The following is a 24,579-nucleotide window of genomic DNA, read 5'->3' as shown; positions in this document are numbered from 1 at the left end:
CCTGTACCATTCTGGCCGCGTTAGCTGCGGCGGGGCTGCGCCGTGGCGGGTGCGACAAAACCGATCTGCCGGAACGTCTCACGCATGTGGGGGGGCAGGTCCGCCTCGACCACCAGCGTGCCACCTGCCGGGTGCGGCAGTTCCAGCCTGCGGGCATGCAGGTGTAGCTTATCCGTAAACCCCGTGACATGAGCTATGTCACCGCCATATTTCGGGTCGCCCAGTATGGGGTTGCCCAGTGCCTCACAATGCACGCGCAGCTGATGGGTGCGTCCCGTCAGCGGCGAAAGCGCCAGCCACGACAGCTTGCGCCCCGCGGCATCCAGCACTTCATATTCCGACAGGGCATGCACCGCATCCGCATCCCCGCGTTCGGCCACGACGCTGATCGCGCCTGCGCCAGCCCCCAGCTTGGTCAGGGGCTGGTCGATGATGCCCGTGGCCGGGCTGGGACGGCCCACGACCACGGCCCAGTAGACCTTGTGCACATCCCGCCCGCGGAACGCCGCCGCCAGCTTGGCCGCGACACCGGGCGTGCGCGCGACCAGCAGCAGGCCGGACGTGTCACGGTCGATACGGTGGACCAGGCGCGGACGCGGATCATCGGGGTTTTCCCGCAACCCGTCCAGCAGCGCGTCGATATGGTGCGTGATGCCCGGCCCGCCCTGCACCGCGATGCCTGCGGGTTTGTTCAGCACGATCACGTGGTCATCACGATAGACGACCATCCTGTTGATTTCACGGACCTGCCGCTCATCCAGCGGCTTGACGGCCAGCGGCGGCGGGCGGCTGGCATTGGGTATGGGCGGCACGCGCACCGCCTGCCCCGGCGCAAGGCGGGTGGCAGCGGTGGCGCGCCTGCCATCCACGCGCACCTGTCCCGTGCGGCACAGCTTCTGCAACGCCCCCTGCGTCAGATGGGGGTAATGCCTGCGGAACCAGCGGTCGAGGCGGATATCGGCTTCGTCATCACTGACGGTAAGGGTAACGACACTCATGACCCACGGCTTTCGCGCACTCTGTTCCAACTGTCCAGCCGTCGCGCCACTTCACGTTCATATCCACGCCCGGTGGGCTGGTACAGTTTCGGACGGCGCATGCCATCGGGGAAGTAGTTCTGCCCCGAAATTCCCCCTTCCGTATCATGGTCATATTCGTACCCCTTGCCGTAGCCGATATCCTTCATGAGCGTGGTGGGCGCGTTGAGGATATGGGCCGGCGGCATCAGGCTGCCGGTGGCGCGCGCTGCCCGGCGGGCCATGTTGTAGCCCTTGTATACCGCGTTGGACTTGGGGGCGGTGGCCAGATGCACCACAAGCTGCGCCAGCGCCAGTTCCCCCTCTGGAGAGCCAAGCCGCTCGAACGTTTCCCACGCCGCCACCGCCAGCGGCAGGGCCTGCGGGTCGGCCATGCCCACGTCCTCGGCGGCGAAGCGGGTCAGGCGGCGGGCGATGTAGCGCGGGTCCTCGCCGCCTTCCAGCATACGGGCGAACCAGTACAGCGCCGCATCCGGGTCCGAGCCGCGCATGGACTTATGCAGCGCGGAAATCAGGTTGTAATGTTCCTCGCGGTCCTTGTCATACAGCGCCGCGCGCCGCGCCAGCAGGCTGGACAGGGCAGCAGGGTCCAGCGCCGCCTTCTGCGGTGGCAGGGCCAGAAGCTGCTCGACCATGTTCAGCAGGTAGCGCCCGTCCCCATCGGCCATGGCACGCAGCGTGGCGCGGGCCTCGTGTGTCAGCGGCAGGGCCGTACCGGTCGCGAGTTCCGCGCGTTCCAGCAGCTTTTCCATCGCCGCATCATCCAGCCGGTGCAGCACCAGCACCTGGCACCGTGACAGCAGCGCACTGTTCAGCGCAAAGGACGGGTTTTCCGTCGTGGCCCCCACCAGAACCACGGTGCCATCTTCCACCACCGGCAGGAAACCGTCCTGCTGCGCGCGGTTGAAGCGATGGATTTCATCCACGAACAGCAACGTGCCACCGCCATTCGCACTGGTACGCCGGGCGTCCTCGAACGCACGCTTGAGGTCCGCCACGCCGGAAAACACCGCTGAAAGCTGCACGAAGCGCAGGCCCGCCGCATCGGCCAGCAGGCGGGCGATGGTGGTCTTGCCAACGCCCGGACCGCCCCACAGGATCAGGCTGGCCAGCGAGCCACGCGCCAGCATCTGCCGCAGGCTGCCCTGCGGCCCCAGCAGGTGATCCTGTCCCACCACATCATCCAGGGTTGCGGGGCGCAACCGGTCGGCCAGTGGCTGGGTACGTGGCGGGGCCTTGGGTTCATGGGCAGGAAACGGGACCGGGTTCCGCCTGTCCTGCTGCGGCGGGGGCGCGCCGAACAGGTCCGCCGGGCCATTCTCCATACTGTCACGCCTGCCTGCCATATACCCCTGCCTGTCATCATAGCGGTCCCGTGTGACGGACCATTGCTGGATTTGGGAAGTGTTGCGCTTCAATACCAGTGTCGGCAGCACAATACATGCCCCATACTGCAAAGACACGCGATGTCAGAACTGGAAATAGATGAAAGGTTCCGGCGGCCGCCCGCCGATCAGGAACACCAGCAGCACGAAGGCGATACCGGCCGCCACCGCCACCCATGGCGCAGGACGCACGCGGTCCAGTATCATCTGCTGCGATGACGGTCCCATTACCGCCACGACCACCGCCAGCCCCAGCACGACCGGGTGGTGGATGACCGTCGCGCCCATGCCATGCAGCCCCGCCATGGCCCCCAGCATCCGCCCCGCCGTGGCAAGGTCGGCCGCGCGGAACACCACCCATGTCACAAGCACGAACCCCATGGTCAGCACGTACGCGCATGGGCGCGGCATGGCCCGGCCCGCCCGGTCCCACGCATGGGCTGCCGCCAGTGCCGCGCCATGCAGCAGGCCCCACAGGGCAAAATTCCACCCGGCCCCATGCCACACACCCGCCAGTTCCATGGTTACCATGACATTGACCGCCTGCCGCAGCGGCGCGCAGCGGTTCCCGCCCAACGGGATATAGATGTAATCGCGCAGGAAACGCGACAGCGTCATGTGCCACCGCCGCCAGAAATCGCGTACCGACACCGCCATATAGGGCGCGTTGAAATTGAAGGGCAGGCGAATCCCCATCATTAGCGCCATGCCGATGGCCATGTCGGAATAACCCGAAAAATCGAAATAGATCTGCAGCATGTAGGCCACCGCCGCCAGCCACGCCGCCCCCATGCCCGGCACATGGCCTGCATGGGCCGCGTCAAACACCGGGGCGCACAGGCCACCCAGCGTATCGGCCAGCCCCACCTTCTTGCCCAGCCCCACCAGCAGCAGCAGCCCGCCACGGCCAAGATTTTCCCACATCGCGGCGTTGCGCGGGCTGCGGTCGAACTGCGGGACCAGTTCGTTATGCCGCACGATGGGTCCTGCCACCATCTGCGGGAAGAACGTGACGAATTCCATAAAATCCGCCAGCCGATACACCCGCGCCTGCCCCCGTCCCAGATCGACAAGGTAGGAGATTTTCTGGAACACGAAAAACGACAGCCCCAGCGGCAGCACGATGGACCACGCTGCATGCTCCCGCCCCGACCAGCGCAGGACACAGCCCACCAGCCAGTCGGCGTATTTGAAGCCGAACAGCACGGCAAGATTGCCCACGATCCCCACGCGCAGCCAGATGCGCCGGCGTGTCCGCCCCCACATGATGGCGACCGTCTGACTGAACCCGACCATTGCCAGCAGAAACGGCACAAACCGCCAGTCCCACAACCCGTAGAACAGCACCGAGGCTGCGATGATCACACCCTGTCGCGCGGCCCGGCTGTCGCCCACGGCGTAGTACAGTCCAAGAACCAGCGGCAGGAAAACAATCAGGAACGACTGCCACGCAAACAGCATCAGCCGCCGCGTTCCGCCACCGCCTGCCCCGCCGCATGCCCGCTGGCCCAGGCCCACTGGAAATTGTAACCACCCAGCCAGCCGGTTACGTCCACCGCTTCACCCACCATGAACAGGCCAGGCACGTCACGCGCCTGCATGTCACGCGACGACAGGCAGTCCGTATCCACCCCGCCACGCGTGACCTCGGCCTTCACGTAGCCTTCGGTGCCATGCGGGTTGAGCCGCCAGCCCGACAGGATACGCCCGACATTGGCCAGCAGCGCATCGGGCATGCCCGCCAGCTGCCCGTCAGGCAGGTGGGCCTGCGCCATAAGCTGGGCCAGACGCTGCGGCAGCAGCATGGACAGCATGGCCACGCCGCCCGCGCGCGGGCGGTCGCGCTTGATCTCCAGCAGGCGACGGCCGGCGTCAATGCCGGGCAGCAGGTCGATGTCCAGCACCTGCCCCGGCTGCCAGTAGGACGAGGCCTGCAGGATGGCGGGACCGGACAGGCCACGGTGGGTAAAGACCATGCCGTCACGGAAGGTGGCCTGCCGCGCCTGCCGTCCCTCCCCTTCATGGCAGGTAATGCCCACCGTGACCGACAGCCCGGCCAGCGGTTCCATCCATTCGCGGTCCTGCGCGCCAAATGTCAGCGGCACCAGCGCGGGTGCTGGTGCGACGATACGCAGTCCGAACCGGCGCGCGATGTCGTGGGCCAGTCCCGTCGCCCCCAGCTTGGGAATGGACAGCCCGCCGGTCGCGACGATCAGGTTGGGGGCATGGAAGATGCCGTGGTCCGTTTCCACCCGGTACTGCCCCGCCCCGTCGCGCGTCACGTCGATGATCCGGTGCGACACGCGCACGTCCACCTGTCCTGCCGCACATTCACGCCGCAACATGTCCACGATATCCCGCGCCGAGCGGTCACAGAACAGCTGGCCCGCCGCCTTTTCATGCCACGGGATGCGATGCCGCTGCACAAGTGCGAGGAAATCGGCAGGCGTGTACCGCGCCAGCGCCGATTTGGCGAAATGCGGGTTGGCCGACAGGAACTGCCCTGCCCCGGTGTCCATATTGGTGAAATTGCACCGCCCGCCGCCGGAAATCAGGATCTTGCGGCCCACATGGGGCCCATGGTCCAGCACCAGCACGCGTGCGCCCGCCTGCCCCGCCGTTGCCGCCGCCATAAGGCCCGCCGCCCCCGCGCCCAGCACGATGGTGGTGAAACCGGCAGTCCGTGCAGTCATATCCCTAGAAATCCAGATCCGCGTAATGGGCGGGCGGGTTAAAACCGGTCATGCGGTCCTGCAGCAGGGCGCGAAAGCAGGGACGGCTCTTGACGCGGGCATACCAGTCCTTGGCCGCGGGGGCGCGCGACCAGTCCACGTCATCAAGGAAATCAAGGCAGGACAGGTGGGCGGCGGCGGCAAAATCCGCCATGGACAGCATGTTCCCCGCCAGCCACTGCCGCGTTTCCGCCAGCCAGTCGATATAGGACAGGTGAGTGCGGATATGCGCATACCCCGCACGCAGGGCAGCGCCATCGGGGTTGCCCTTACCCGAAATGCGCTTCATCACCTTTTCATTAAGCAGGTTGCGCGATACCTCGCTGCCGAATTTCTCATCGAACCACACCACCAGCCTGCGCACCTCCACCCGTTCGGCCAGCGTGCGGCCAAGCAGGGGCGTGTCGGGATAGGCTTCCTCCAGATATTCGCAGATGACCCACGAATCGGGAATGCACAGCCCGTTGCTTTCCTGTAGCATGGGCACCGTGCCGGCAGGGTTGCGGTCAAGGTATTCCGGGCGGCGTTCCCACACACGCTCGGTCTTGAGTTCGAACGGCAGCCGCTTTTCCCCCAGCACGAGGCGAACCTTGCGGGAATAGGGCGAAAGGGGAAGATGGTACAGGATGCGCATGATCCCGCTTTATTGCATTGTCCCGCCCTTCGCCAAGCCCTCAGTACGCAGGCATGAAAAAGTATGGATGCATGACGGATGAATAAGGCATCCTCCCCTCGACAGTTCCGGCATGGCAAGGTAGCTGGAAACAACACGCCCCATTCACCACACAGGACAGGATAACGTTGCCAGACGAACTGCGTCCCACACCGAAAATCCGCGCACGCGGCCGGTCGTTCCTTGCCCTGGTGCTGTCCCCCGAACCCGTTCTGGCCGACTGGCTGGCGGGGCTGGATGCGCAGATCGCACGCTCAAGCACGTTTTTCGCGGGCAAGCCGGTCATTCTGGACCTGTCCCTGCTGGATGCCACGACCGAGGGGCTGGCCGACCTGTATCCGGCCCTGCGCGCGCGCGGCATCCGCATTATCGGCATAGAAGGCGGCGATGCCTCGTGGCCCGCCTGCGCAGCATGGGACTGGCCCGCAGGCTTCATGGGCGGCCGGGCGTCCGGCGCGGTCGAGATCCCCGATGATGCCGCCCCCGTGCAGCCACAGCCGCCACGCGCTTCCTCCATGATCATCGAACAGCCCATCCGCTCGGGGCAGGTCATCATGAACCCCGATGGCGACATCATCATCGTGGGTTCGGTCGGGTCCGGGGCAGAAGTGACGGCTGGCGGGTCGATCCATGTCTATGGTCCGCTGCGTGGCCGCGCCATAGCCGGCATGAACGGACAGCCCGACGCCCGCATATTCGCCCATTCCATGCAGGCGGAACTGCTGGCCATTGACGGTTATTACATTACGGCTGAGGAAATTGATCCGCGCTACGTTGAAAAACCCGCGCAAATCATCCTCAGTAATGACACACTTGTGGTCCAGCCGCTTGTGCCGCCTGCCTTTTCAGGGCGTAAAAGCTAGGCAGGCCTTCTCCAGTCCCCCGTCGCGCTCCTTACGCGTGCCAACCCATCCAACCGTATCCATCAGGTCATGAACAAGAAAACATCCCCTAAAAGCGGACAAGGAAGTACCCCAATGGCAAAAGTGCTGGTTGTCACATCCGGCAAGGGTGGCGTCGGAAAGACCACGTCGACCGCCGCATTGGGCGCCGCACTGGCACAGACCGGGCAGAATGTCGTCGTTGTTGACTTTGACGTCGGCCTCCGCAACCTCGACCTGGTGATGGGGGCCGAGCGGCGGGTCGTGTTCGACCTGATCAACGTGATTCAGGGTGACGCCAAGCTGTCGCAGGCGCTGATCCGTGACAAGCGCATCGAAACGCTGTCCATCCTGCCCGCGTCCCAGACCCGCGACAAGGACGCCCTGACGGCCGAAGGCGTCGCCCGCGTCATGCAGGAACTACGTGAAAAGTTCGACTGGGTGATCTGTGACAGCCCGGCCGGGATCGAACGCGGCGCGCAGCTGGCCATGTACCATGCCGACCACGCCATCGTGGTCACCAATCCCGAAGTGTCGTCCGTGCGCGACAGCGACCGGATCATCGGCATGCTGGACAGCACGACCGAAAAGGCCAAGGGCGGCGGCAAGATCGAAAAGCACCTGCTGCTGACCCGCTATGACCCCGCACGCGCCGCGCGTGGCGAAATGCTGCGTATCGAGGATGTTCTGGAAATCCTGTCGATTCCGCTGCTGGGCATCATTCCCGAAAGCGAGGAAGTGCTGCGCGCCTCGAACCTGGGCGCGCCGGTCACGTTAAGCAGTCCCGACAGCCCGCCTGCCCGCGCCTATGCCGAAGCCGCACGCCGGCTGGAGGGCGAGAAGCTGGAGATCACGGTCCCGGTCGAACGCAAGGGCCTGTTCGCCCGCCTGTTCAAGGGGAAAAGCTGATGAGCTTGTTTGGCTCCCTTTTTGGTCGCGGCACGAAAACGTCCGCTCCTGTCGCCCGTGACAGGCTCCAGATCCTTCTGGCGCATGAACGCACAAGCAACGGTGACGAATCCGACCTGCTGTCCAAGCTGCATGCCGAAATCCTTGAGGTCATCAAACGGCATATCCCCGTCGATCAGGACAAGGTGCAGGTAAAGCTGGACCGGGGCAATTCCGTCTCGATGCTGGAAATCGATATCGAGGTACCGCAGATCAAGTCACCGGGCCGCCGCTAGGGCGGCCCGACTGCCGATCGCCCCGTCAGGACAGACGGGGTTCGATCCAGCGGCGCGCATGTTCGAAATCACGCGTGACCGCCTCCTGTGCAGCCGCCACGTCACGCTGCCGCAATGCCATGATCAGGTCATCATGCGGGTGCGTGCGTCCCTCGTGCTGCATCTGGATCATGGGGCGTGACAGGGCATAGATCGGCCCGATCCGCATCCACAGGTTTTTCAGGATCGTGGCGGTCAGCGGCAGTTCGGCCAATGTCGCCACCGTGGTATGGAAATCCGCGTTGAAGGCCGCCATGCCCCCGTCGTCGCGTGCCTGGGATGCACTCATGAACTGCTGCTGCAGGATGACCAGCGCCTCGATCCCGTGGTCGGACGCACGCTGGGCCGCGGCGGCGGCAAGGCGCATTTCCAGATCAACGCGCAGGTCATGGATTTCGGCAAAGCTGCGCTGGGTCATGGCGGGTACGACGGCGGTATTGCGGTCGTTGAGTTCCAGCGCGTGTTCGGACACAAGGCGCAGCAGCGCCTCACGCACGGGGGTGGGGCTGAGGCCCAGTTCAGCCGCCAGCGGTCGCAGCACCAGCCGTTCGCCAGAGCGATAACGGCTGCGGATCAGCCCACGACGCACGTGCTCGTAGGCGTCGTCGCTCAACGCGCGGCGGGGAAGCTTGTCAGACTGGCCTGCGCTGAATGATACCATGCCGTTTACTTCATCCTTAATGCAAATAGGTCTTATTAATGCTGATCAATAATCATCTGGACGTGAATGGCAACGTCTGAGGCAACGAAAAACCCGTTTTTGCCATATTTTAGAGTGTTGCCGGACTCTCCTGCGCCCTGCCACGGGTTTTTGGGAACCCCTTTCCCGTCGGCCCGTTACACCAGCAACGATCCGTAACGGACATGCAGCCCGCCGCATGCCCGCCACAGACAAGGAGAGCATCATGGCCGATGCAGGCGAAAATACGTTCCTGACCGATGTGCAGACCCTGCGGGAACGCGCGAAGAAATCGATTGAAAAGGGCGCCGTGACCCCCGCGTACCAGGGCCAATGTCCAGACCGCAATCGACCTGCTGCAGACTGTGGTGGCGACCGAACTGGTCTGTGTACTGCGCTATACCATGCACTCCATTTCCGTAACGGGTATTACCAGCGAAAGCGTGGCCAGGGAATTCGCGACCCACGCCAAGGAAGAACGCGCCCATATGATGTGGGCGGCCGACCGCATCGACCAGCTTGGCGGCGTGCCCAATCTGTCACCCGAAGGACTGGCCACCCGTTCCGCCACCGAATACGGCGATGGCGGCAACCTGGTGGAAATGGTGCGCCAGAACCTGGTGGCCGAACGTCTGGTCATTGAACATTATCGCGAACTGATCCGGTATTTTGCCGACCATGATCCGACAACGCGGATCATGCTTGAAAAGATCCTTGCGGAAGAAGAAGACCACGCGACCGACATGCATGACCTGCTGGTCGCCCACGAAGGCCGGCCCTTCCTCGCATCCTGACGGCCTTCTTCTTCTCCATTCCCCTTTCGCCTGCCTCTGCCTGAGACCCATGCACGTGCCCATCCTGCCCCGGAGCTGACCGGGGCGGGTGGCACGGCCGCGCGTGGCGTCCTACCATATGGCGGGCAATCCATAGAACAGCCTGAAAACGGAGAGTACCCCATGACCAAGCCGACAACCCATGACCTGTTCATTGGTGGCGAATGGTCCAAGGCTGACAACACCGAACGCGACACCATCCGCAATCCGGCAACGGGGGACGTGCTGGCCCATGTGGCCGTCGCGGGCGAAAGCGATGTCAAGCGTGCCCTGCAGACCGCACAGGACGCCTTTCCCGCGTGGCGCGGCCTGATTGCGACCGACCGGGCGGATTACCTGTACCGACTGATTGAACTGATCCGCCGCGATACGGAAAAGCTGGCCCGTATCATTACCTCTGAAAACGGCAAGCCGCTGAAGGAAGCCCGGATCGAGGTCAATTTTGCCATCCAGCTGATCCGCTTCGCCGCCGAAAATGTCCGTCGGCTGGAAGGCAACATCATTCCCGGCAGCCGCCCGGGCGAGAAGATCCTGATTGAAAAGATCCCCCACGGCGTCGTGGCCGGCATTTCAGCATGGAACTTCCCGCTTGCCCTGACGGCGCGCAAGCTGGGTCCGGCGCTGGCCGCGGGCAATACCTTTGTCATCAAGCCGCATGAACTGACCCCCCTTTCCACCCTCGCGCTGGCGGAACTGTCGGTTGAGGCCGGTTTCCCGAAGGGGATCTTCAATGTCGTCACCGGCGGCGGGGTAACGGTGGGCAATGCGCTGGTGACCAACCCGATCACCAGGCTGATCACCATGACGGGCAGCACGCCCGCAGGCCGCAAGATCATGGCTGCAGCATCCGAAGGGCTGAAGGAAGTCCGGCTGGAACTGGGTGGCAAGGCCCCGTTCATTGTCATGGAGGACGCGGATATCGATGCTGCCGTCAATGCCGCCGTTGCCGCGCGCTTCATGAACTGTGGCCAGGTCTGCACCGCCAATGAACGCACCTATGTCCATATGGCGGTCTATGACGAGTTCCTCAAGCGCCTGCGCACGAAGGTCGAGGCCCTGAAAACCGGCAACCCGCTGAATGAAGACACCGACATGGGACCGAAGATCAGCGCGCAGGAACTTGAAAAGGTCGATGCCATGGTCCGCAAGGCCGTGGAACAGGGGGCGAAGGTCGAACTGGGTGGCAAGCGCCTGACAGGCGGTGCGTATGACAGGGGCAATTTCTATGCCCCCACGCTGCTGACCAACGTGAAGGGCGACATGGACATCGTGCAGAACGAAGTGTTCGGCCCCGTGCTGTCGCTGATCCGCGTCAAGGATTTTGACGACGCCATCACGCAGGCCAACAACTCGCGCTACGGCCTGTCGGCCTACATGTTCACGCAGGACCTGAAAAACATCATGCGCATGACCAACGAACTCAACTTCGGTGAGATCTACGTCAATCGTGAAGGTGGTGAGGCAGCACAGGGCTTCCATCATGGCTATGGCGATAGCGGCATTGGCGGGGAGGACGGCCAGTACGGCCTGGAAGCCTATGTCGATACCAAGACCGTTTACCTGAACGCATAAAGACCGACTTCCGGCGACAGGGCGGCCCGACATGATGTCGGGCCGCCTTTTTTTATGCCCTGTTCAGGAGGACCGGATGGACCGCCCCGTGATGGTACGGGGACAATGACAACGTTTCTGGTGACACTTTTAGAAAAGGTGGCACGCGGAAACCGTTCCCTTCTGTCGATCTCATGCCACCGGGCGCTGATACGCATACCGGCTGGAATTCAGGGTGCATTCAGATCTGGCGCATCCACACCGTATCGACCGCGTGGCTCGGGCTTTTGTGCATGACCACGCGGGCACGTTCGCGCGTGGGCAGGATGTTCTGCTGCAGGTTGGGCAGGTTGATGCGCCGCCAGATGTCACGCGCCATGCGTTCCGCCTCATCCCGGGTCAGGTCGGCGCAGTGATGGAAGTAGGACGTAGGCTTGCGGAATGCCGTCTGCTGCAGCGACAGGAAACGTCTGACGTACCAATCCTCGATCACCTGCGTATCCGCATCGAGATAGATGGAAAAGTCAAAGAAGTCAGACGCCATGAACGGCTGTTCGGATACGGTCTGCAACACGTTCAGCCCTTCGAATATCAGGATGTCAGGCTGGTCAATGACCTGATAGCGATCCGGCACGATGTCATAGGCTTCGTGGGAATAGACCGGCACCTTCAGGTTACGCTCGCCCGCCTTCAGCGCGGCAAGGAACGCGATCATGTGCCGCAGGTCGTAACTTTCGGGAAAGCCCTTGCGGTGCATGAGCCTGCGCCGTTCCAGTTCCCGCGTGGAATGCAGGAAGCCGTCCGTGGTGACCAGCGCCACGTTCGGGTGGTCCGGCCAGCGCGCCAGCACCGCCTGCAGCAGGCGCGCAAACGTACTTTTCCCCACTCCCACGCTGCCCGCAATGCCGATCACGAACGGCGTGGTCACGGCCGGGGCGCCGATAAAGGCACTCTTGACCATGTTGTTCATGCTGCGCGTCGCCATGACATGCAGGTTGAGCAGACGCGACAGCGGCAGGTAGATCTCGGTGATGTCTTCCAGCGAAACCGGCTCGTTATGCCCGCGCAGCGACGCGATGTCCGCCTCCCCCAGCGACTGGAGCACATTCGCACGCAACGCCGCCCATTCAGGTCGGGGAAAGATCAGATAAGGCTGCACCACGCCATGGGGTGACTGCGCGGAGGGAACGGGACGCGCGTCCAGCACACAGTTCTCCATGCCCTTGTCCTTTCTGCTGTGGCGCCTGCCCACTGGTGCAGGCCATCTGCCGCGTATCACCATCACCCATACCAATCCATACACTCGCCCCCCAAATTAGCGTGTGCAACGCCCATGGGCCGGGACTTTCCCCCCATCCTGATAGAGACGTGATAATTGTGACACACTGTCCGCCACCGCATGGATGATATGGACCGGGCGCAAGGGCCAGCGTGCATCCCATCCACGCACCGCGCGTTACGGTATGAACCCGGCCCGCGTGCCGACGCATGCCTGAAGGATCTGGATACTGTAATGAACGACACCACCATCCATCCGTTTTCCGCTACAGCCCGTACCACCACGGCCACGGACTGGACGGACGGTCGCGCACGCACGACCCTGAGGGGCATACTGGACGCCGCCATCCGCAGCGCCATGCCCGATGTGGTTCTGGCGCGCTACCTGCCACCCCGGCCAAAGGGCAGATGCGTGGTGGTGGGCGCGGGAAAGGCGGCGGCGTCCATGGCCGCGGCACTGGAACAGGCATGGCCGGATGTCGACCTGACCGGGTGCGTGGTCACGCGCGACGGACATATGGCCCCCACGCGCCGCATCCGCGTGCTGGAAGCGGCCCACCCCGTCCCCGACAGCCGCAGCGAGGCTGCCGCCCGTGCCATGATGTCCGAAGTTGCGGGGCTGGGCCAGGACGACCTTGTCATCGCCCTGATCTCCGGCGGGGGTTCGGCGCTGCTGGAACTGCCCAAGGATGGCCTGACGCTGGATGACATCCGCGCGGTCAACCGCGCCCTGCTGCATTCCGGGGCCAGCATCCGCGACATGAATGTCGTGCGTCGCCACCTGTCGGCCATAAAGGGCGGTGGCCTCGCGGCGGCGGCCAGCCCCGCACGCGTGGTCACGCTGGCCATAAGCGATGTGCCGGGCGATGATCCGCTGACCATTGCCAGCGGCCCGACCGTGGCCGACCCCACCACCGCTGCCGATGCCCGGTCCATCGTCGCACATTATGGCATTACCGTATCCGATGCGGTGCGGCGTGTGCTCATGCAGCCGCCGGTCAATGGCACCCTGTCGCCGCGCAATCGCTACACCCTTGTTTCCACGCCGTTCATGGCGTTGCAGGCCGCCGCCAGCGTCGCGCGCGAATACGGGCTGACGCCCCTGGTGCTGGGTGACGCGCTGGAAGGGGAAAGCCGGGATGCGGGCACGTTGATGGCGGGCATCGCCCTGTCCGCCCGTCAGCATGGCATGCCGGTGGCAGGCCCCGCCGTGCTGCTGTCAGGCGGCGAGACGACGGTCACCATCAGACCCGACCAGCCCACGCCGGGGCATGGCGGCCGCAATACGGAATTCCTGCTGTCCATGGCCAACACCCTGCAGGGGCACGAGGGGATATGGGCCATTGCCGCCGATAGCGACGGAATTGACGGAACCGAGGACGCGGCAGGCGCGATCATCACCTCCACCACCCTGTCCCGCGCCCGCGCGCTGGGGTGTGACCCGCGCGCGTGCCTGCGTGCGCACGACAGCTACACCCTGTTCCAGCAGACGGGCGACCTGGTCATGACCGGTCCGACCCTGACCAACGTGAACGATATCCGGGCGGTGCTGGTCGTCTAAAGGGGTTTTTGGTGACGCTTTTTGCAGAAAACGCCAAAGAACGCCGCCTTTCTGAAAAAAGGCGGCACCCAAAAACTTCTGCTGATTTCTATATGCGCTTCAGTGGCTGCCCTGCCCCTGCCTGCCGTAGCTGACCTGCGTATCGGGCACGACAAAGTGCTTGCCATCATCACTGTCAGACCCGTTATCATCATCCCCGGCCTGATTGGGGTCATAGCCTGACGAGATCATCTGCATCGCCGCTGAATCAGGCGGGGTGTGATAGGCTTCGGTGCCGGTTTCATCGGTGGGATCGGGCGGTCTGGGCAGGTGCCGCGACAGCGGGCGCAGGACATCGCGGGCATGGGCGGCACTGCTGCGTACGCCCCCATGGGAACCCAGCGGGGGCGGGGACTCATCCACATCGGCTGGATCATTATTGTCGTCGTGCCCCGCGCTACAGGCCGCAAGGCACGCCAGCAATCCGATCATTGCAAGACGCGGTTTCATGCCGGCTGCCCTCATCCCCGTTTTTCAGTTTCCACACCATGCGCCGATACGATAACGCACGGGTGGAAAACGATAGCCTGCCATAACGGGACAGGCCAAGGGGATCAATGTTCGGCGCCGTCCTCGTCCGGGCCGACCAGCATGGCTTCGGCCACCACGCCCGCCTGCTCACGCACGCGGCGTTCGATATCGGCGGCCATTTCCGGGTGATCACGCAGGAACTGCTTGGCGTTCTCACGCCCCTGCCCGATGCGCTGGCTATCACAGGAGAACCATGCCCCGGATTTTTCAACGATGCCCGCCTTGACACCAAGGTCGATCAGTTCCCCAACCTTGCTGATCCCTTCGCCATACATGATGTCGAATTCGACCTGACGGAAGGGGGGCGCCATCTTGTTCTTGACCACCTTCACGCGCGTCTGGTTGCCCGTGACCTCGTCCTTGTCCTTGATCGAACCGATCCGGCGGATATCCATGCGCACGGATGCATAGAACTTCAGCGCATTGCCGCCCGTCGTGGTTTCAGGGCTGCCGAACATCACACCGATCTTGAGCCGGATCTGGTTGAGGAAGATCAGCATGGTGTTGGACCGCGAGACAGACCCCGTCAGCTTGCGCAGCGCCTGGCTCATCAGTCGCGCGTGCAGGCCCACATGGCTGTCGCCCATGTCACCTTCCAGTTCCGCGCGCGGCACGAGGGCGGCCACGCTGTCGACCACCAGCACGTCAATCGCGCCGGAGCGGACCAGCGTATCGGCAATTTCCAGCGCCTGTTCACCCGCATCGGGCTGGCTGATCAGCAGGTTGTCGACATCCACCCCCAGCTTGCGGGCGTAACCGGGGTCAAGCGCGTGCTCGGCATCGATGAAGGCGCAGGTGCCCCCCTTGCGCTGGGCTTCCGCAATGGCATGAAGCGCCATGGTGGTCTTGCCCGAACTTTCGGGGCCATAGATCTCGATAATACGGCCACGCGGCAGGCCGCCAATCCCCAGCGCGATGTCCAGACCCAGCGACCCGGTGGAGATCACGTCCACCTGTTCGGTCGGGCGTTCGCCCATGCGCATGATCGATCCCTTGCCGAACGCGCGCTCGATCTGGCTCAAGGCCCCTTCCAGGGCCTTGCTTTTGTCTATACCCGGAGCCTGTGCCATTGCTGCCTACCCTGACGTTTGAGAAGAAAAAACCAAGACCGGGCATCCTGCCCTGCGCCCCTGCCGCAACAGGTGGCAGGTCATGCAGTGCAATATGGAACAAAACAGGATCATTTACAATGGCCCCATGCCTGCCCGTCCGGAATAATACCGCCCGGCAGGCCCGGGCCCGTAGCCTAGCGCGGCCCCATGGCCAGTCCCGCGCCACGCGGATCGGTCGCGGCGGTGCAGGTGCTGGCGTCACCCGGCAGGCCATGCGGGCAGGACACGGCATTGACCCGGCCCTGGGCCGTGACGGGATGGGCGTCGGGCGTCTGTCCCGCCATGATCTGCCGCATGGCGATACCCACGGCGGCAGCGGCATCATTCTGCCCCGAACCGGCAACCGCGGCACGGAAGGCGCGGCCCTGGCTGGCGATGGCGGCGGTAAACAGCGGCAGCGGCAGGCGCGCAGGCGATGCCCCCAGCACGATGCCGGTATTGCCCGCCATACGCCCGGTGCCAAACAGGTTGTCCATACTCAGGCTGCACGCCACGGCCATGCCCGAATGATCAACCACGGTGAACGAGGTGGACGCCGGAAGCGAAGGCAGCCCGCCGCCACTTCCTCCGCCGCTGTTGACGAATGTCTGTGCGCGCGCCGTCAGGTCGTCCCCCGTACCCGAGGCGTGGTTGCCATTCTGCGCCCGCCATGCCGCGATGCTGGACTGCGCGCGCGTCGCCGCATCGGACGAGGATCCGGCGCGGAATGCAACGGCGCTGCCCAGGCCGCCATCAGCAGGCGGCGGCAGGAAGGCGATCTGCGTTTCCCCGCTGGTCAGGCTGATGGGCAGGCGTTCGGACGGAATGGCATGACGCAGGTCCGTCATCTGCAACCCGCCGCCGGCGGCCTGACTGCCCGCGACAAAGGACTGCCCCAGCGCGCCATTATACAGGTCGCCCACGCCCATGCTGCGGATCTGGTCCAGCGCACCGGACAGATGGGTCTGGACCAGCGCATCGCCTTCCGCCAGCGCCTTGCCGTCCGAACGGCTGAACACCGCGCGGATGCCCGCATCAGCCAGTAGCGGCACCTGAACGGCGGCAAGGTCGCTGGCCAGCTGCCGGCTGACATTGATGCCATTGGCCGCCAGCGCGATCGCATCGGGCACCAGTTCCGAAAATGCAGCCGACCCGTACTGCAGGTGCATGAGGTACAGCCCCCGCGCCAGCATCGGGACCGCGGCCGGACGGTCGGCATGCGGCATGTCGGGGGCCGCCACCGTCCCCGCGGTGGGCAGGAACATGAAGGCACGCCCGCCATTCTGGTCACCCGGACGATAGGCAAGGCACGCCCCGCCCGCCCCCAGTGATGCACGCGACGGCAGCGTGACCGACAGCGCCAGCCCCATGGCCGTGGCCGCATCAGCCGCGTTGCCACCGCGTTGCAGGATATCACGTCCCACCAGCGTCGCCTGCGGTTCGTCCGACGAAACCGTACCGATCAGCGGCCCGGGCGACGGACCGAACATGTGCGAGACAAGCCGCATGGGCGAATAACGATGACCGGCGCACCCAGCAACCGAAATTGCCAGAACGGCCGAAAGCGCCGTACGCATGTACCGACGGGCAACAGGGGTGATCGAAGGCTCAGGCACGCAACGCTTCTCCAATGGGCAGTCGGCTTTGATAAACTCAACGGATTCCGCACGACCGCGCGATCATGGCAGACCCATCACGACTTAACGGCCTTACGGGCCGTCGGCAACAGGTCAGGCCGCCCTGTCCGCCGCCATGGCCCATTCCTTTCCCGTGCCCGATCATTTACAGACACATTATCCCGACATGACAACGGAGCAAACCCGTGACATTCATTTCCCCCCGCCGGCACCGTCCGCGCCTGCTGAACGCCCTGCTGGCCGCGGGGGCAATGATGACCGCGACAGCCACCATGCCCGGCGCGGGCCACGCCGCAACTGCCGCCAGCAGCAGTTTCACCCCCGCGCAGCGGCAGGAAATCGTGGACATCATGCGCAATGCGCTGAAAACCGACCCCACCATCCTGTCCGATGCAATCGCGGCCCTGCGCAACAGCGCCAACGCGGCCCAGCAGAACGCGGCCCGCAATGCGCTGGACTCCCACCGTACCGACCTGCTGACCCCGGCGGCCACCGATGCGATACTGGGCAATGCCACGGGTCATACCACGGTGGTGGAATTCTATGACCCGCGCTGCCCCTACTGCCGCAAGGTGCTGCCTGACCTTGACCGCCTGGTAAAGGAGGACAAGGACCTGCGGATTGTTGAAAAGGTCATTCCCGTTCTGGGACAGAGCAGCCTGATCGCGTCGCAGGCGCTGGTGGCGGCATTCGTGCAGGGGGGACAGGCGGCGTATTTCCGCATGCAGGCGGCCATCATGAATGATTCCGTCACCCCCACCGCCGACCGGATGCGCACGCTGGCCACCCAGTCCGGGCTGAACGCCGGCATGCTGGCCAGTGACATGAACGGCACCAAGGTCACGTCCATCCTGCAGGCGAACATGGAACTTGCCCGCGCCATCGGGCTGGATGGCACGCCCACCTTTGTCTTCAACGCCCGGCAGATCATTCCCGGCGCCGTCAGCTATGACGACCTGAAAAAGGCCATAGCGCAGAGCCGTTGACCCCGGGCACCGCCAGACGGGCCAGCCCGCGTCCCGGCCATGCCGGGCGCGGGCGGTGGCTCAGGCCATGGCGGCGACAGGCTGCGCGGCAAGATCGTTGATGCGCAGCAGGCGGGACAGGGCCGTCACCATGTCGTCCATCATCTCGTCCGTATGGAACGGCCCCGGCGTCAGGCGCAGGCGTTCGGTGCCACGCGGCACGGTGGGATAGTTGATGGGGGTGGCGTAAATCCCGTAATCATTGAGCAGCCGGTCACTCAGTTCCCGGCAGCGCTGGGCATCACCCACCGGTATCGGGACAATGTGGCTGGGTGTCATGGTGAAGGGAATGCCCGCCTTGCGCAGCTTGTCGCGGAAGGTATTGACGCGTTCGAACATGCGCTCGCGACGCCAGCCATCCTTGCGCACCAGCCGCACGCTGGCCAGCGCCGCGGCCACCACCGCAGGCGGCAGCGCCGTGGTGAAGATGAAGCCCGACGCCGCAAGACGCAGGTATTCGACAATATCGCTGCGTGCGGTGATATAGCCGCCATGCACGCCAAACCCCTTGGCCAGCGTGCCTTCGATGATGTCCACCTGATCGGCCACGCCATCGCGTTCGGACACGCCGCCACCCTGATCGCCATACAGGCCCACGGCATGCACTTCATCCAGATAGGTCATGGCGCCATATTTGCGCGCCAGCGCGCATGTCCCGGCAATGTCGGATATGTCGCCGTCCATGGAATACACGCTTTCAAACGCGATCAGCTTGGGCGCATCCTTGGGGGCGGCGGCCAGCTTGGCTTCCAGGTCGGCAAGGTCGTTATGTTCGTAGATGACCGTGGTCGAACCGCGCGCACCCTTGATGCCCGCGATCATGGAGGCATGGTTCAGCCGGTCGGAAAAGCAGATCCAGCCGGGCATGCTGCTCAGGATCGTCTGCAGGGTTGCCTGGTTGGAAACATAGCCGGAGACGAACAGCAGCCCAGCCTCCTTGCCGTGCAGGTCGGCCATTTCGGCTTCCAGCGCGGTATGGACAGGGCTGGTACCCGCGATATTGCGCGTGCCGCCGGCCCCCGCGCCATGTTCATGGATCGCCTGAATGGCGGCTTCGACCACGGCGGGATCGACCCCCATGCCCAGATAGTCATTGGAGGACCAGACAACCACTTCCCGGTCCTGCGGGCAGGCGGGAGTTGACGGAGTGGCCTGTGTTTCCGGCTGGTCATACAGGGGATAACGCTCGGCCTGGCGTGCCAGTGGGGTGAACTGCCGGTAGCGACCCTGCGCGCGTATATTCTCCAGCGCCGTCCGGCAGAACCGGAAGAACGGATGCCCATCCACTTGATTACTGGACACTGCTGCTTTTCTCCATGCACGCCCCGGTCTGTTCACGGGGCCTTCATTCATTACGGTCACCATTACGGATGACCCGCGCCGGGGGGATGATGCTCCCCTCACGCGGCGCTACCGCCGAGGGTTAACCGCCAGCGGACCACCCTTTATGGCATGATGGAGGCGGAGATTGCAAAAGCGCATTGAACTACTCCGCGTAAATGCAGACCTGCGTTGCGCTGTTCGCGGGCACGCTGCGGGCGTCCATTTCCGTCTGTCCCCCGCCCGCGCCGGCATCCATCACCGCCTGCAGGACAGGCTGGCCATCCGCATCCACCACCTTCGGCATGTCCGGCAGGCTGCCATCGGCGCGCTCGGGCACGCTGACCACGATGGTGAACAGCGCATTGGGCTTGCGCGACAGGGCATCGGCCACGGCGGCGCGGACGGCGGGTTTCCACTGTGTTTCCGGCGTCCCGGCCACGATCGTGACCAGCGCGGGACGGTCCATGCCGGGCACCGGTGGCGGCGGGCGCTGCGGCAGTTGTGGCGGGTCGCCCGCATGGCGGTTGAATGTTTTCTGGCTGACCAGCGCGCACCCGCCCAGCACCGGCAGGCAGGCTGCGGCGGCAAGGACGGCACGGCGGACGGGGCGCGGGAACGGACGGGACATGACCCCATACCGATACAGTATCCCCCCCACGTGGCATAGTGGGACAATAGCGCAATATTGCCGCCGCCCGCGCAGCGCAGTAGTCATGCGGAAACGGCCCCGACCGATCATTCCCCGACCCCAGGACGATGCCGATGCCAACAGACCAGATCAGCATGACCCCGCCCGCCACGCTGCCAGCCGCGGCCCCCAGCATGCCGCAGCGGCTGACGACGGCCATCCGCCATGCCATCGGCATCCATGAACCCAATCGCCGCTATGCCCCCCATGCCCGGGTCATGTCGTGTTTCTGCGCGGTATTGTGGAGTCGTTTCCTGCGCTTCGATCCCGCCAGCCCGGAGTGGCCGGACCGGGACCGCTTCGTGGTGTCCTCCCCCCGCTATCGCGTGCTGCCGCGCATCATGGCCGAACTGTCGGGACAGGCGCCGCTTCCACCACGCGTGGGTGACCACCCCGCCCCGCCGCATGACCGTCAGGCCTGCGGCCCCAGCGGGCAGGGGCTGGGGGCCGCGATCGGCATGGCGCTGGCGGAACAGACGCTGGCGGCACGGTTTGGACGATCACTGGTCAACCACCGGATATGGGGGCTGGGCTGCTGGACCGAACTGTCCACCGGCGTCGCGCTGGAAAGTGCGGCGCTTGCGGGCCAGATGGGGCTGGACCGGGTCACGCTGGTCGTCGGCCTGTGGACAAGCGAGCGCGAGGCCGTGGACGCCATCCTGCCGCGCTACAGCGCATCGGGCTGGTCAGTGCGGAAGGTGGACGCCGACAGCCCCGAACAGATCGCTGCCGCCATCACGTCGTCACAGCGCACGCACAAGCCCTGCCTGATCGCATGCATCGCCTCACCGGAAATCGACCCGCCGCCCCCTTTTGTCGATGATCCGGGCCTGTGGGCGGGCGCCGCACGGCGTGGGGCCAGCGCGCGGCGCTCGTGGCTACGCCGGCTGCTCAAGGACCGGCAGAAGGCCGAATTCGAACGCATGGCCCACAACCAGCGCCCCGCCTTCTGGCAGCCCGACTGGCAACGGTCATGGCGCGAACACGGAAGCGCCATCGCCCGTGTCGCCCCCACGTTCGCGGCCCGGAGGGGACTCGAGACGCTGCATGAACTCCTGCCGGAACTGACCTGCCTGCGCTCGCGCCGGGGCATGCTGGCCGACCTGCCCACGAACCGCCGCAACGGCGGCGAGGCGGACCTGTCATGCGGAACGCAGGTGCATGGCATGGCGGCCCTGCTCAATGGCATCGCCATGCATGACGGACTGCTGGCGGCGGGCACATCGACCATCATCGCGGTGGACCGCATGCGCCCCGCCCTGCGCTATGCCGCCATGACGGACCTGCAGGTGATCTACCTGCTGACCGATGACGACCTGCTGAGCGGCGACGGCGCAGCGGGCGACCAGCCGGTGGAACAGCTGGCCAGCCTGCGCGCCATGCCAAACGTGGCGGTTTTCCGCCCTGCAGACCACCGCGAGACGATGGAATGCATGGAACTGGCGCTGCGGCGGACCAGCGGCCCCAGCCTGCTGACACTGGAATCCGCCCCTGCGATGGCGACGGCGGGCGCCCCGGAACGCGAACAGCACGGGCTGACCAACCTGTGCGCGCGCGGCGGCTACGTCCTGGCGGAAGCCGAAGGGACGCGGCAGGTCACGCTGGTCGCCACGGGGCACGAGGCGATACTGGCGCTGGCGGCACGCAAACTGTTGAAGGACGCAGGGGTTGCGGCGGCTGTCGTATCCCTTCCATGCTGGGAACTGTTCGCCGCGCAAAAAATGACGTATCGTGCCGCCGTGCTGGGAACGGCACCCCGGATCGGCATTGAAGCCGCGTCAGGGTTTGGATGGGAACGCTGGCTTGGGACAGACGGGCTGTTTGTTGGCATTGACGGGTTCGGGACGGCCGCCCCGGACCAGCCGGACAGCGCGACTGACATCACGCCGGAACGGATCTGCCGCGACGCGCTGCGTCTGGTCCGTCCCCTGTCCGATACCCTGACTGAACCGGCGGGAGGAAACGGCGCGCCGCCCGGGATGACATCGGCCGATGTCAGTGTGTGAAATGTCTGACCTTACGGAGAAAATAAGAAAATGGCTGTTAAAGTCGCAATAAACGGTTTCGGTCGCATTGGTCGCCTTGTGCTGCGTGGCATTATCGAAAGCGGGCGTACCGATGTCGTGCCCGTCGCCATCAATGACCTCGGCAGCGTGGCAGACAACGCACACCTTCTGTCCTATGACAGCGTGCACGGTCGCTTCCCCGCCGATGTGAAGGTGGATGGCAATCAGATCATCATTACCGCCAACGGCCGCACCTACGACCCCATCACCGTCTCGGCCGAGGCCGACCCGACGAAGGTGCCGTTCCAGGGCGTGGACGTGGCGCTGGAATGCACCGGCCGCTTCACCGACAAGGAAAAGGCCGCCCAGCTGATCAAGGCCGGCGCGCGCAAGGTGATCGTGTCCGCCCCCGCATCGGGCGTGGACGCCACCATCGTGTTCGGCGTGAACCAGGATGTGCTGACGCCCGACATGACCGTCATTTCCAACGCATCGTGCACCACCAACTGCCTGGCCCCGGTGGCCAAGGTGCTGGATGACACGTTCGGCATCGAATGCGGCTACATGGTCACCATCCATTCCTACACCGGCGACCAGCGCACGGTGGATACCCTGCACAAGGACCTGCGCCGCGCACGCGGGGCGGCGCTGAACATGATCCCGACCTCCACCGGGGCCGCGCGCGCCGTGGGGCTGGTGCTGCCGCACCTCAAGGGCCGCCTGGATGGCACCGCGATTCGCGTGCCCACGCCCAATGTCTCGCTCGTCTCGCTCGACTTCGTGCCGAAGAAGGCCCCGGCCTCGGTCGAGGAGGTGAACGAAGCACTGCGCAAGGCATCCGAATCCGGCCCGCTGAAGGGCATCCTCGCCTACAGCACCGCGCCGCTGGTCAGCACGGATTTCAATCACTGCCCCGCGTCATCCACGTTTGATGCGACCCAGACCGCCGTGATCGACGGTGGCAGGCTGGTGCGCATCTGCAGCTGGTATGACAATGAATGGGGCTTCTCCAACCGCATGGCCGACACGGCGGCCGTATTCGGGGCACTGTAATGGGCGCCACATCCTTCAAGACGCTGGATGACCTCGACGCCACTGGCAAGAAGGTCCTCCTGCGCGCCGATCTGAACGTTCCGGTCCGCAATGCCCAGATCACCGACGCCACGCGCATCCTGCGCCTGCTGCCCACCATTCAGGAACTGGCCCAGAAGGGTGCGAAGGTGATTGTCGTCAGTCACTTCGACCGCCCCAAGGGCAGGCCCGTGCCGGAAATGTCGCTTGGCCCGATTGCCGATGCGCTGGGAGATGCGCTGGGCCGCCCGGTCACCTTTGTCGATGACTGTATCGGCCCGAAGGCCCGGCAGGCGGTGGACGCCATGCAGGATGGCGATGTGGTGGTGCTGGAAAACACCCGCTTCTACCCCGGGGAGGAGCAGAACGACCCCGCGCTGGCGAAGGAGTTCGCGTCGCTGGCCGATTATTACGTCAATGACGCGTTTTCCGCCGCCCACCGCGCCCATGCCTCGACCGAAGGCGTGGCCCGCCTGCTGCCGTCCTTTGCCGGGCGGCTGATGGAAACGGAACTCAACGCGCTGAACATCGCGCTGGAAAACCCTGCCCGCCCGGTCGGGGCCATCGTGGGGGGGGCCAAGATTTCCACCAAGCTGGACCTGATCGGCAACCTGCTGGCAAAAGTGGACATGCTGATCATTGGTGGCGCCATGGCCAACACGTTCCTTGCGGCACAGGGGGTGAATGTGGGCCGGTCGCTGCAGGAAGCGGAGATGCACGACACCGCGCGCGACATCCTTGCGAAAGCAAAGGAAAAGGGCTGCGAGATCGTACTGCCGGTTGATGCCGTGACCGCAACCGACTTCCAGGCCAATGTCCCGACCCGCACCGTGCCCGTCAACGCCATTCCTGCTGATGCCATGATGCTGGATGTCGGGCCGGAAACGGTGAAGCTGATCGAGCAGAAGATCGCGACACTGAAGACGCTGGTCTGGAACGGCCCGCTGGGCGCGTTCGAGATCACGCCGTTCGACGCGGCAACCAATGCCGTAGCGCGCGACGTCGCCCGCCTGACCGATTCCGGCGCACTGAAAAGCATCGCGGGCGGTGGAGACACGGTTTCGGCCCTGCGCCATGCGGGGGTGGAGAAGCATATCTCCTATATTTCCAGCGCGGGCGGGGCTTTCCTTGAATGGATGGAAGGCAAGACGCTGCCGGGCATCATGGCGCTGGAAAACATCTTTGAACGTGCCATGCCGATCTGAAGACAGGTCATAAAAGTTTTTGGGCGCAGCCTTTTTTCAGAAAGGCTGCGTTCTTCGAGGCTTTAAAAAAAGCTTCGCCAGAAACTTTTCCCTGTTTTCCATACAGTCCCGGACTGAAACGAAAAAGGGA

General features: G+C 64.6%; 21 protein-coding genes and 1 pseudogene. 10 read left to right on the top strand and 12 right to left on the bottom strand.

Annotation, left to right across the window (positions count from 1 at the left end; genetic code table 11):
* Positions 1 to 20: 20 nt before the first annotated feature.
* The 5 genes from CFR80_RS00550 to fzlA all read right to left on the bottom strand — a co-directional run bounded on the left by CFR80_RS00550 (position 21) and on the right by fzlA (position 5,788).
* Positions 21 to 998, bottom strand: a complete 978-nt coding sequence (locus tag CFR80_RS00550; protein ID WP_010513921.1) for an RluA family pseudouridine synthase — start codon at positions 996 to 998, stop codon at positions 21 to 23.
* Positions 995 to 2,383, bottom strand: coding sequence for a replication-associated recombination protein A (locus CFR80_RS00545; RefSeq protein ID WP_010513922.1), 1,389 nt, complete (start codon positions 2,381 to 2,383; stop codon positions 995 to 997). Before CFR80_RS00545 ends, CFR80_RS00550 begins: the two co-directional genes overlap by 4 nt.
* Positions 2,384 to 2,506: 123 nt before the next feature.
* A complete protein-coding gene (locus CFR80_RS00540) occupies positions 2,507 to 3,883 on the bottom strand; it encodes an MBOAT family O-acyltransferase (protein WP_029329385.1) in 1,377 nt (458 codons plus the stop codon).
* Entirely contained in the window at positions 3,883 to 5,115 is a 1,233-nt protein-coding gene (locus CFR80_RS00535) for a BaiN/RdsA family NAD(P)/FAD-dependent oxidoreductase (protein ID WP_010513924.1), read from the bottom strand. The genes CFR80_RS00540 and CFR80_RS00535 overlap by 1 nt, the downstream gene beginning before the upstream one ends.
* Before the next feature lie 4 nt (positions 5,116 to 5,119).
* Positions 5,120 to 5,788, bottom strand: a complete 669-nt coding sequence (fzlA, locus tag CFR80_RS00530; protein WP_010513925.1) for an FtsZ-binding protein FzlA — start codon at positions 5,786 to 5,788, stop codon at positions 5,120 to 5,122.
* Positions 5,789 to 5,955: 167 nt separating this feature from the next.
* Here fzlA and minC point away from each other — a divergent pair, with 167 nt between their 5' ends.
* From minC to minE, 3 genes are all read left to right on the top strand, one after another.
* Entirely contained in the window at positions 5,956 to 6,690 is a 735-nt protein-coding gene (gene minC, locus CFR80_RS00525) for a septum site-determining protein MinC (RefSeq protein ID WP_010513926.1), read from the top strand.
* Positions 6,691 to 6,804: 114 nt separating this feature from the next.
* Positions 6,805 to 7,617, top strand: coding sequence for a septum site-determining protein MinD (gene minD / locus CFR80_RS00520; RefSeq protein WP_010513928.1), 813 nt, complete (start codon positions 6,805 to 6,807; stop codon positions 7,615 to 7,617).
* Complete coding sequence (gene minE, locus CFR80_RS00515; protein WP_010513930.1) at positions 7,617 to 7,892, top strand: cell division topological specificity factor MinE; 276 nt, start codon at positions 7,617 to 7,619, stop codon at positions 7,890 to 7,892. Before minD ends, minE begins: the two co-directional genes overlap by 1 nt.
* Positions 7,893 to 7,917: 25 nt before the next feature.
* On the opposite strand, the gene CFR80_RS00510 is transcribed toward minE, so the two are convergent.
* Positions 7,918 to 8,592, bottom strand: a complete 675-nt coding sequence (locus CFR80_RS00510; RefSeq protein ID WP_010513931.1) for a GntR family transcriptional regulator — start codon at positions 8,590 to 8,592, stop codon at positions 7,918 to 7,920.
* A gap of 244 nt (positions 8,593 to 8,836) precedes the next feature.
* Here CFR80_RS00510 and CFR80_RS00505 point away from each other — a divergent pair.
* A pseudogene (locus CFR80_RS00505) lies at positions 8,837 to 9,404 on the top strand (ferritin-like domain-containing protein).
* A gap of 162 nt (positions 9,405 to 9,566) precedes the next feature.
* Positions 9,567 to 11,015, top strand: coding sequence for an aldehyde dehydrogenase (aldA, locus tag CFR80_RS00500; protein ID WP_010513934.1), 1,449 nt, complete (start codon positions 9,567 to 9,569; stop codon positions 11,013 to 11,015).
* 220 nt (positions 11,016 to 11,235) lie between these two features.
* Here aldA and coaA read toward each other — a convergent pair whose 3' ends face one another.
* The gene (gene coaA / locus CFR80_RS00495; protein WP_110507006.1) at positions 11,236 to 12,213 is read right to left on the bottom strand and encodes a type I pantothenate kinase; all 978 of its coding nucleotides are present in this window, start codon (positions 12,211 to 12,213) and stop codon (positions 11,236 to 11,238) included.
* Between the two features lie 294 nt (positions 12,214 to 12,507).
* Here coaA and CFR80_RS00490 point away from each other — a divergent pair, with 294 nt between their 5' ends.
* Positions 12,508 to 13,833: a glycerate kinase type-2 family protein gene (locus tag CFR80_RS00490; RefSeq protein WP_029329387.1), complete on the top strand. Its 1,326-nt coding sequence runs from the start codon at positions 12,508 to 12,510 to the stop codon at positions 13,831 to 13,833.
* 99 nt (positions 13,834 to 13,932) lie between these two features.
* Here the strand turns inward: CFR80_RS00490 and CFR80_RS00485 are convergent, their stop codons facing one another.
* From CFR80_RS00485 to CFR80_RS00475, 3 genes are all read right to left on the bottom strand, one after another.
* On the bottom strand, positions 13,933 to 14,304 hold the full coding sequence (locus CFR80_RS00485; RefSeq protein ID WP_029329388.1) for a hypothetical protein: 372 nt from the start codon (positions 14,302 to 14,304) through the stop codon (positions 13,933 to 13,935).
* A gap of 122 nt (positions 14,305 to 14,426) precedes the next feature.
* Positions 14,427 to 15,473, bottom strand: coding sequence for a recombinase RecA (recA, locus tag CFR80_RS00480; protein WP_010513938.1), 1,047 nt, complete (start codon positions 15,471 to 15,473; stop codon positions 14,427 to 14,429).
* 176 nt (positions 15,474 to 15,649) lie between these two features.
* A complete protein-coding gene (locus CFR80_RS00475) occupies positions 15,650 to 17,071 on the bottom strand; it encodes a gamma-glutamyltransferase (RefSeq protein ID WP_042658810.1) in 1,422 nt (473 codons plus the stop codon).
* A 245-nt stretch (positions 17,072 to 17,316) separates the two neighbouring features.
* On the opposite strand from CFR80_RS00475, the gene CFR80_RS00470 reads away from it, so the two are divergent.
* Positions 17,317 to 18,117 (top strand): DsbA family protein, encoded by an 801-nt coding sequence (locus CFR80_RS00470; RefSeq protein WP_010513941.1) that lies wholly within the window; start codon positions 17,317 to 17,319, stop codon positions 18,115 to 18,117.
* 60 nt (positions 18,118 to 18,177) lie between these two features.
* On the opposite strand, the gene hemA is transcribed toward CFR80_RS00470, so the two are convergent.
* Together hemA and CFR80_RS00460 are read right to left on the bottom strand one after the other, a co-directional pair.
* Positions 18,178 to 19,509, bottom strand: a complete 1,332-nt coding sequence (hemA, locus tag CFR80_RS00465) for a 5-aminolevulinate synthase (protein WP_372380130.1) — start codon at positions 19,507 to 19,509, stop codon at positions 18,178 to 18,180.
* A 133-nt stretch (positions 19,510 to 19,642) separates the two neighbouring features.
* Positions 19,643 to 20,107 (bottom strand): hypothetical protein, encoded by a 465-nt coding sequence (locus tag CFR80_RS00460; RefSeq protein ID WP_010513944.1) that lies wholly within the window; start codon positions 20,105 to 20,107, stop codon positions 19,643 to 19,645.
* Between the two features lie 134 nt (positions 20,108 to 20,241).
* Between CFR80_RS00460 and CFR80_RS00455 the strand changes: the two genes are divergently transcribed.
* Genes CFR80_RS00455 through CFR80_RS00445 form a run of 3 tightly spaced genes read left to right on the top strand, consistent with a single transcriptional unit; the run spans position 20,242 to position 24,449 of the window.
* Entirely contained in the window at positions 20,242 to 22,173 is a 1,932-nt protein-coding gene (locus CFR80_RS00455; RefSeq protein WP_010513945.1) for a transketolase-like TK C-terminal-containing protein, read from the top strand.
* A gap of 30 nt (positions 22,174 to 22,203) precedes the next feature.
* Entirely contained in the window at positions 22,204 to 23,226 is a 1,023-nt protein-coding gene (gap, locus tag CFR80_RS00450) for a type I glyceraldehyde-3-phosphate dehydrogenase (protein ID WP_010513946.1), read from the top strand.
* Positions 23,226 to 24,449 carry a phosphoglycerate kinase gene (locus CFR80_RS00445; RefSeq protein WP_010513947.1) on the top strand — a complete coding sequence of 408 codons (1,224 nt, stop codon included), beginning with the start codon at positions 23,226 to 23,228 and terminating at the stop codon, positions 24,447 to 24,449. Before gap ends, CFR80_RS00445 begins: the two co-directional genes overlap by 1 nt.
* The last annotated feature ends 130 nt before the right edge of the window (positions 24,450 to 24,579 follow it).

The sequence above is a fragment of the Komagataeibacter oboediens genome (genome assembly GCF_003207815.1).
GTDB lineage: Bacteria > Pseudomonadota > Alphaproteobacteria > Acetobacterales > Acetobacteraceae > Komagataeibacter > Komagataeibacter oboediens.
This window is presented reverse-complemented; position numbering and strand designations above follow the sequence as displayed.

Bases quoted from the DNA above. Each gene is read 5' to 3' on its own strand.
- CFR80_RS00550 (WP_010513921.1), bottom strand. From the start codon at position 998: ATGAGTGTCGTTACCCTTACCGTCAGTGATGACGAAGCCGATATCCGC.
- CFR80_RS00545 (WP_010513922.1), bottom strand. From the start codon at position 2,383: ATGGCAGGCAGGCGTGACAGTATGGAGAATGGCCCGGCGGACCTGTTC.
- CFR80_RS00540 (WP_029329385.1), bottom strand. From the start codon at position 3,883: ATGCTGTTTGCGTGGCAGTCGTTCCTGATTGTTTTCCTGCCGCTGGTT.
- CFR80_RS00535 (WP_010513924.1), bottom strand. From the start codon at position 5,115: ATGACTGCACGGACTGCCGGTTTCACCACCATCGTGCTGGGCGCGGGG.
- fzlA (WP_010513925.1), bottom strand. From the start codon at position 5,788: ATGCGCATCCTGTACCATCTTCCCCTTTCGCCCTATTCCCGCAAGGTT.
- minD (WP_010513928.1), top strand. From the start codon at position 6,805: ATGGCAAAAGTGCTGGTTGTCACATCCGGCAAGGGTGGCGTCGGAAAG.
- minE (WP_010513930.1), top strand. From the start codon at position 7,617: ATGAGCTTGTTTGGCTCCCTTTTTGGTCGCGGCACGAAAACGTCCGCT.
- CFR80_RS00510 (WP_010513931.1), bottom strand. From the start codon at position 8,592: ATGGTATCATTCAGCGCAGGCCAGTCTGACAAGCTTCCCCGCCGCGCG.
- aldA (WP_010513934.1), top strand. From the start codon at position 9,567: ATGACCAAGCCGACAACCCATGACCTGTTCATTGGTGGCGAATGGTCC.
- coaA (WP_110507006.1), bottom strand. From the start codon at position 12,213: ATGGAGAACTGTGTGCTGGACGCGCGTCCCGTTCCCTCCGCGCAGTCA.
- CFR80_RS00490 (WP_029329387.1), top strand. From the start codon at position 12,508: ATGAACGACACCACCATCCATCCGTTTTCCGCTACAGCCCGTACCACC.
- CFR80_RS00485 (WP_029329388.1), bottom strand. From the start codon at position 14,304: ATGATCGGATTGCTGGCGTGCCTTGCGGCCTGTAGCGCGGGGCACGAC.
- recA (WP_010513938.1), bottom strand. From the start codon at position 15,473: ATGGCACAGGCTCCGGGTATAGACAAAAGCAAGGCCCTGGAAGGGGCC.
- CFR80_RS00475 (WP_042658810.1), bottom strand. From the start codon at position 17,071: ATGCGTACGGCGCTTTCGGCCGTTCTGGCAATTTCGGTTGCTGGGTGC.
- hemA (WP_372380130.1), bottom strand. From the start codon at position 19,509: ATGAATGAAGGCCCCGTGAACAGACCGGGGCGTGCATGGAGAAAAGCA.
- CFR80_RS00460 (WP_010513944.1), bottom strand. From the start codon at position 20,107: ATGTCCCGTCCGTTCCCGCGCCCCGTCCGCCGTGCCGTCCTTGCCGCC.
- CFR80_RS00455 (WP_010513945.1), top strand. From the start codon at position 20,242: ATGCCAACAGACCAGATCAGCATGACCCCGCCCGCCACGCTGCCAGCC.
- gap (WP_010513946.1), top strand. From the start codon at position 22,204: ATGGCTGTTAAAGTCGCAATAAACGGTTTCGGTCGCATTGGTCGCCTT.
- CFR80_RS00445 (WP_010513947.1), top strand. From the start codon at position 23,226: ATGGGCGCCACATCCTTCAAGACGCTGGATGACCTCGACGCCACTGGC.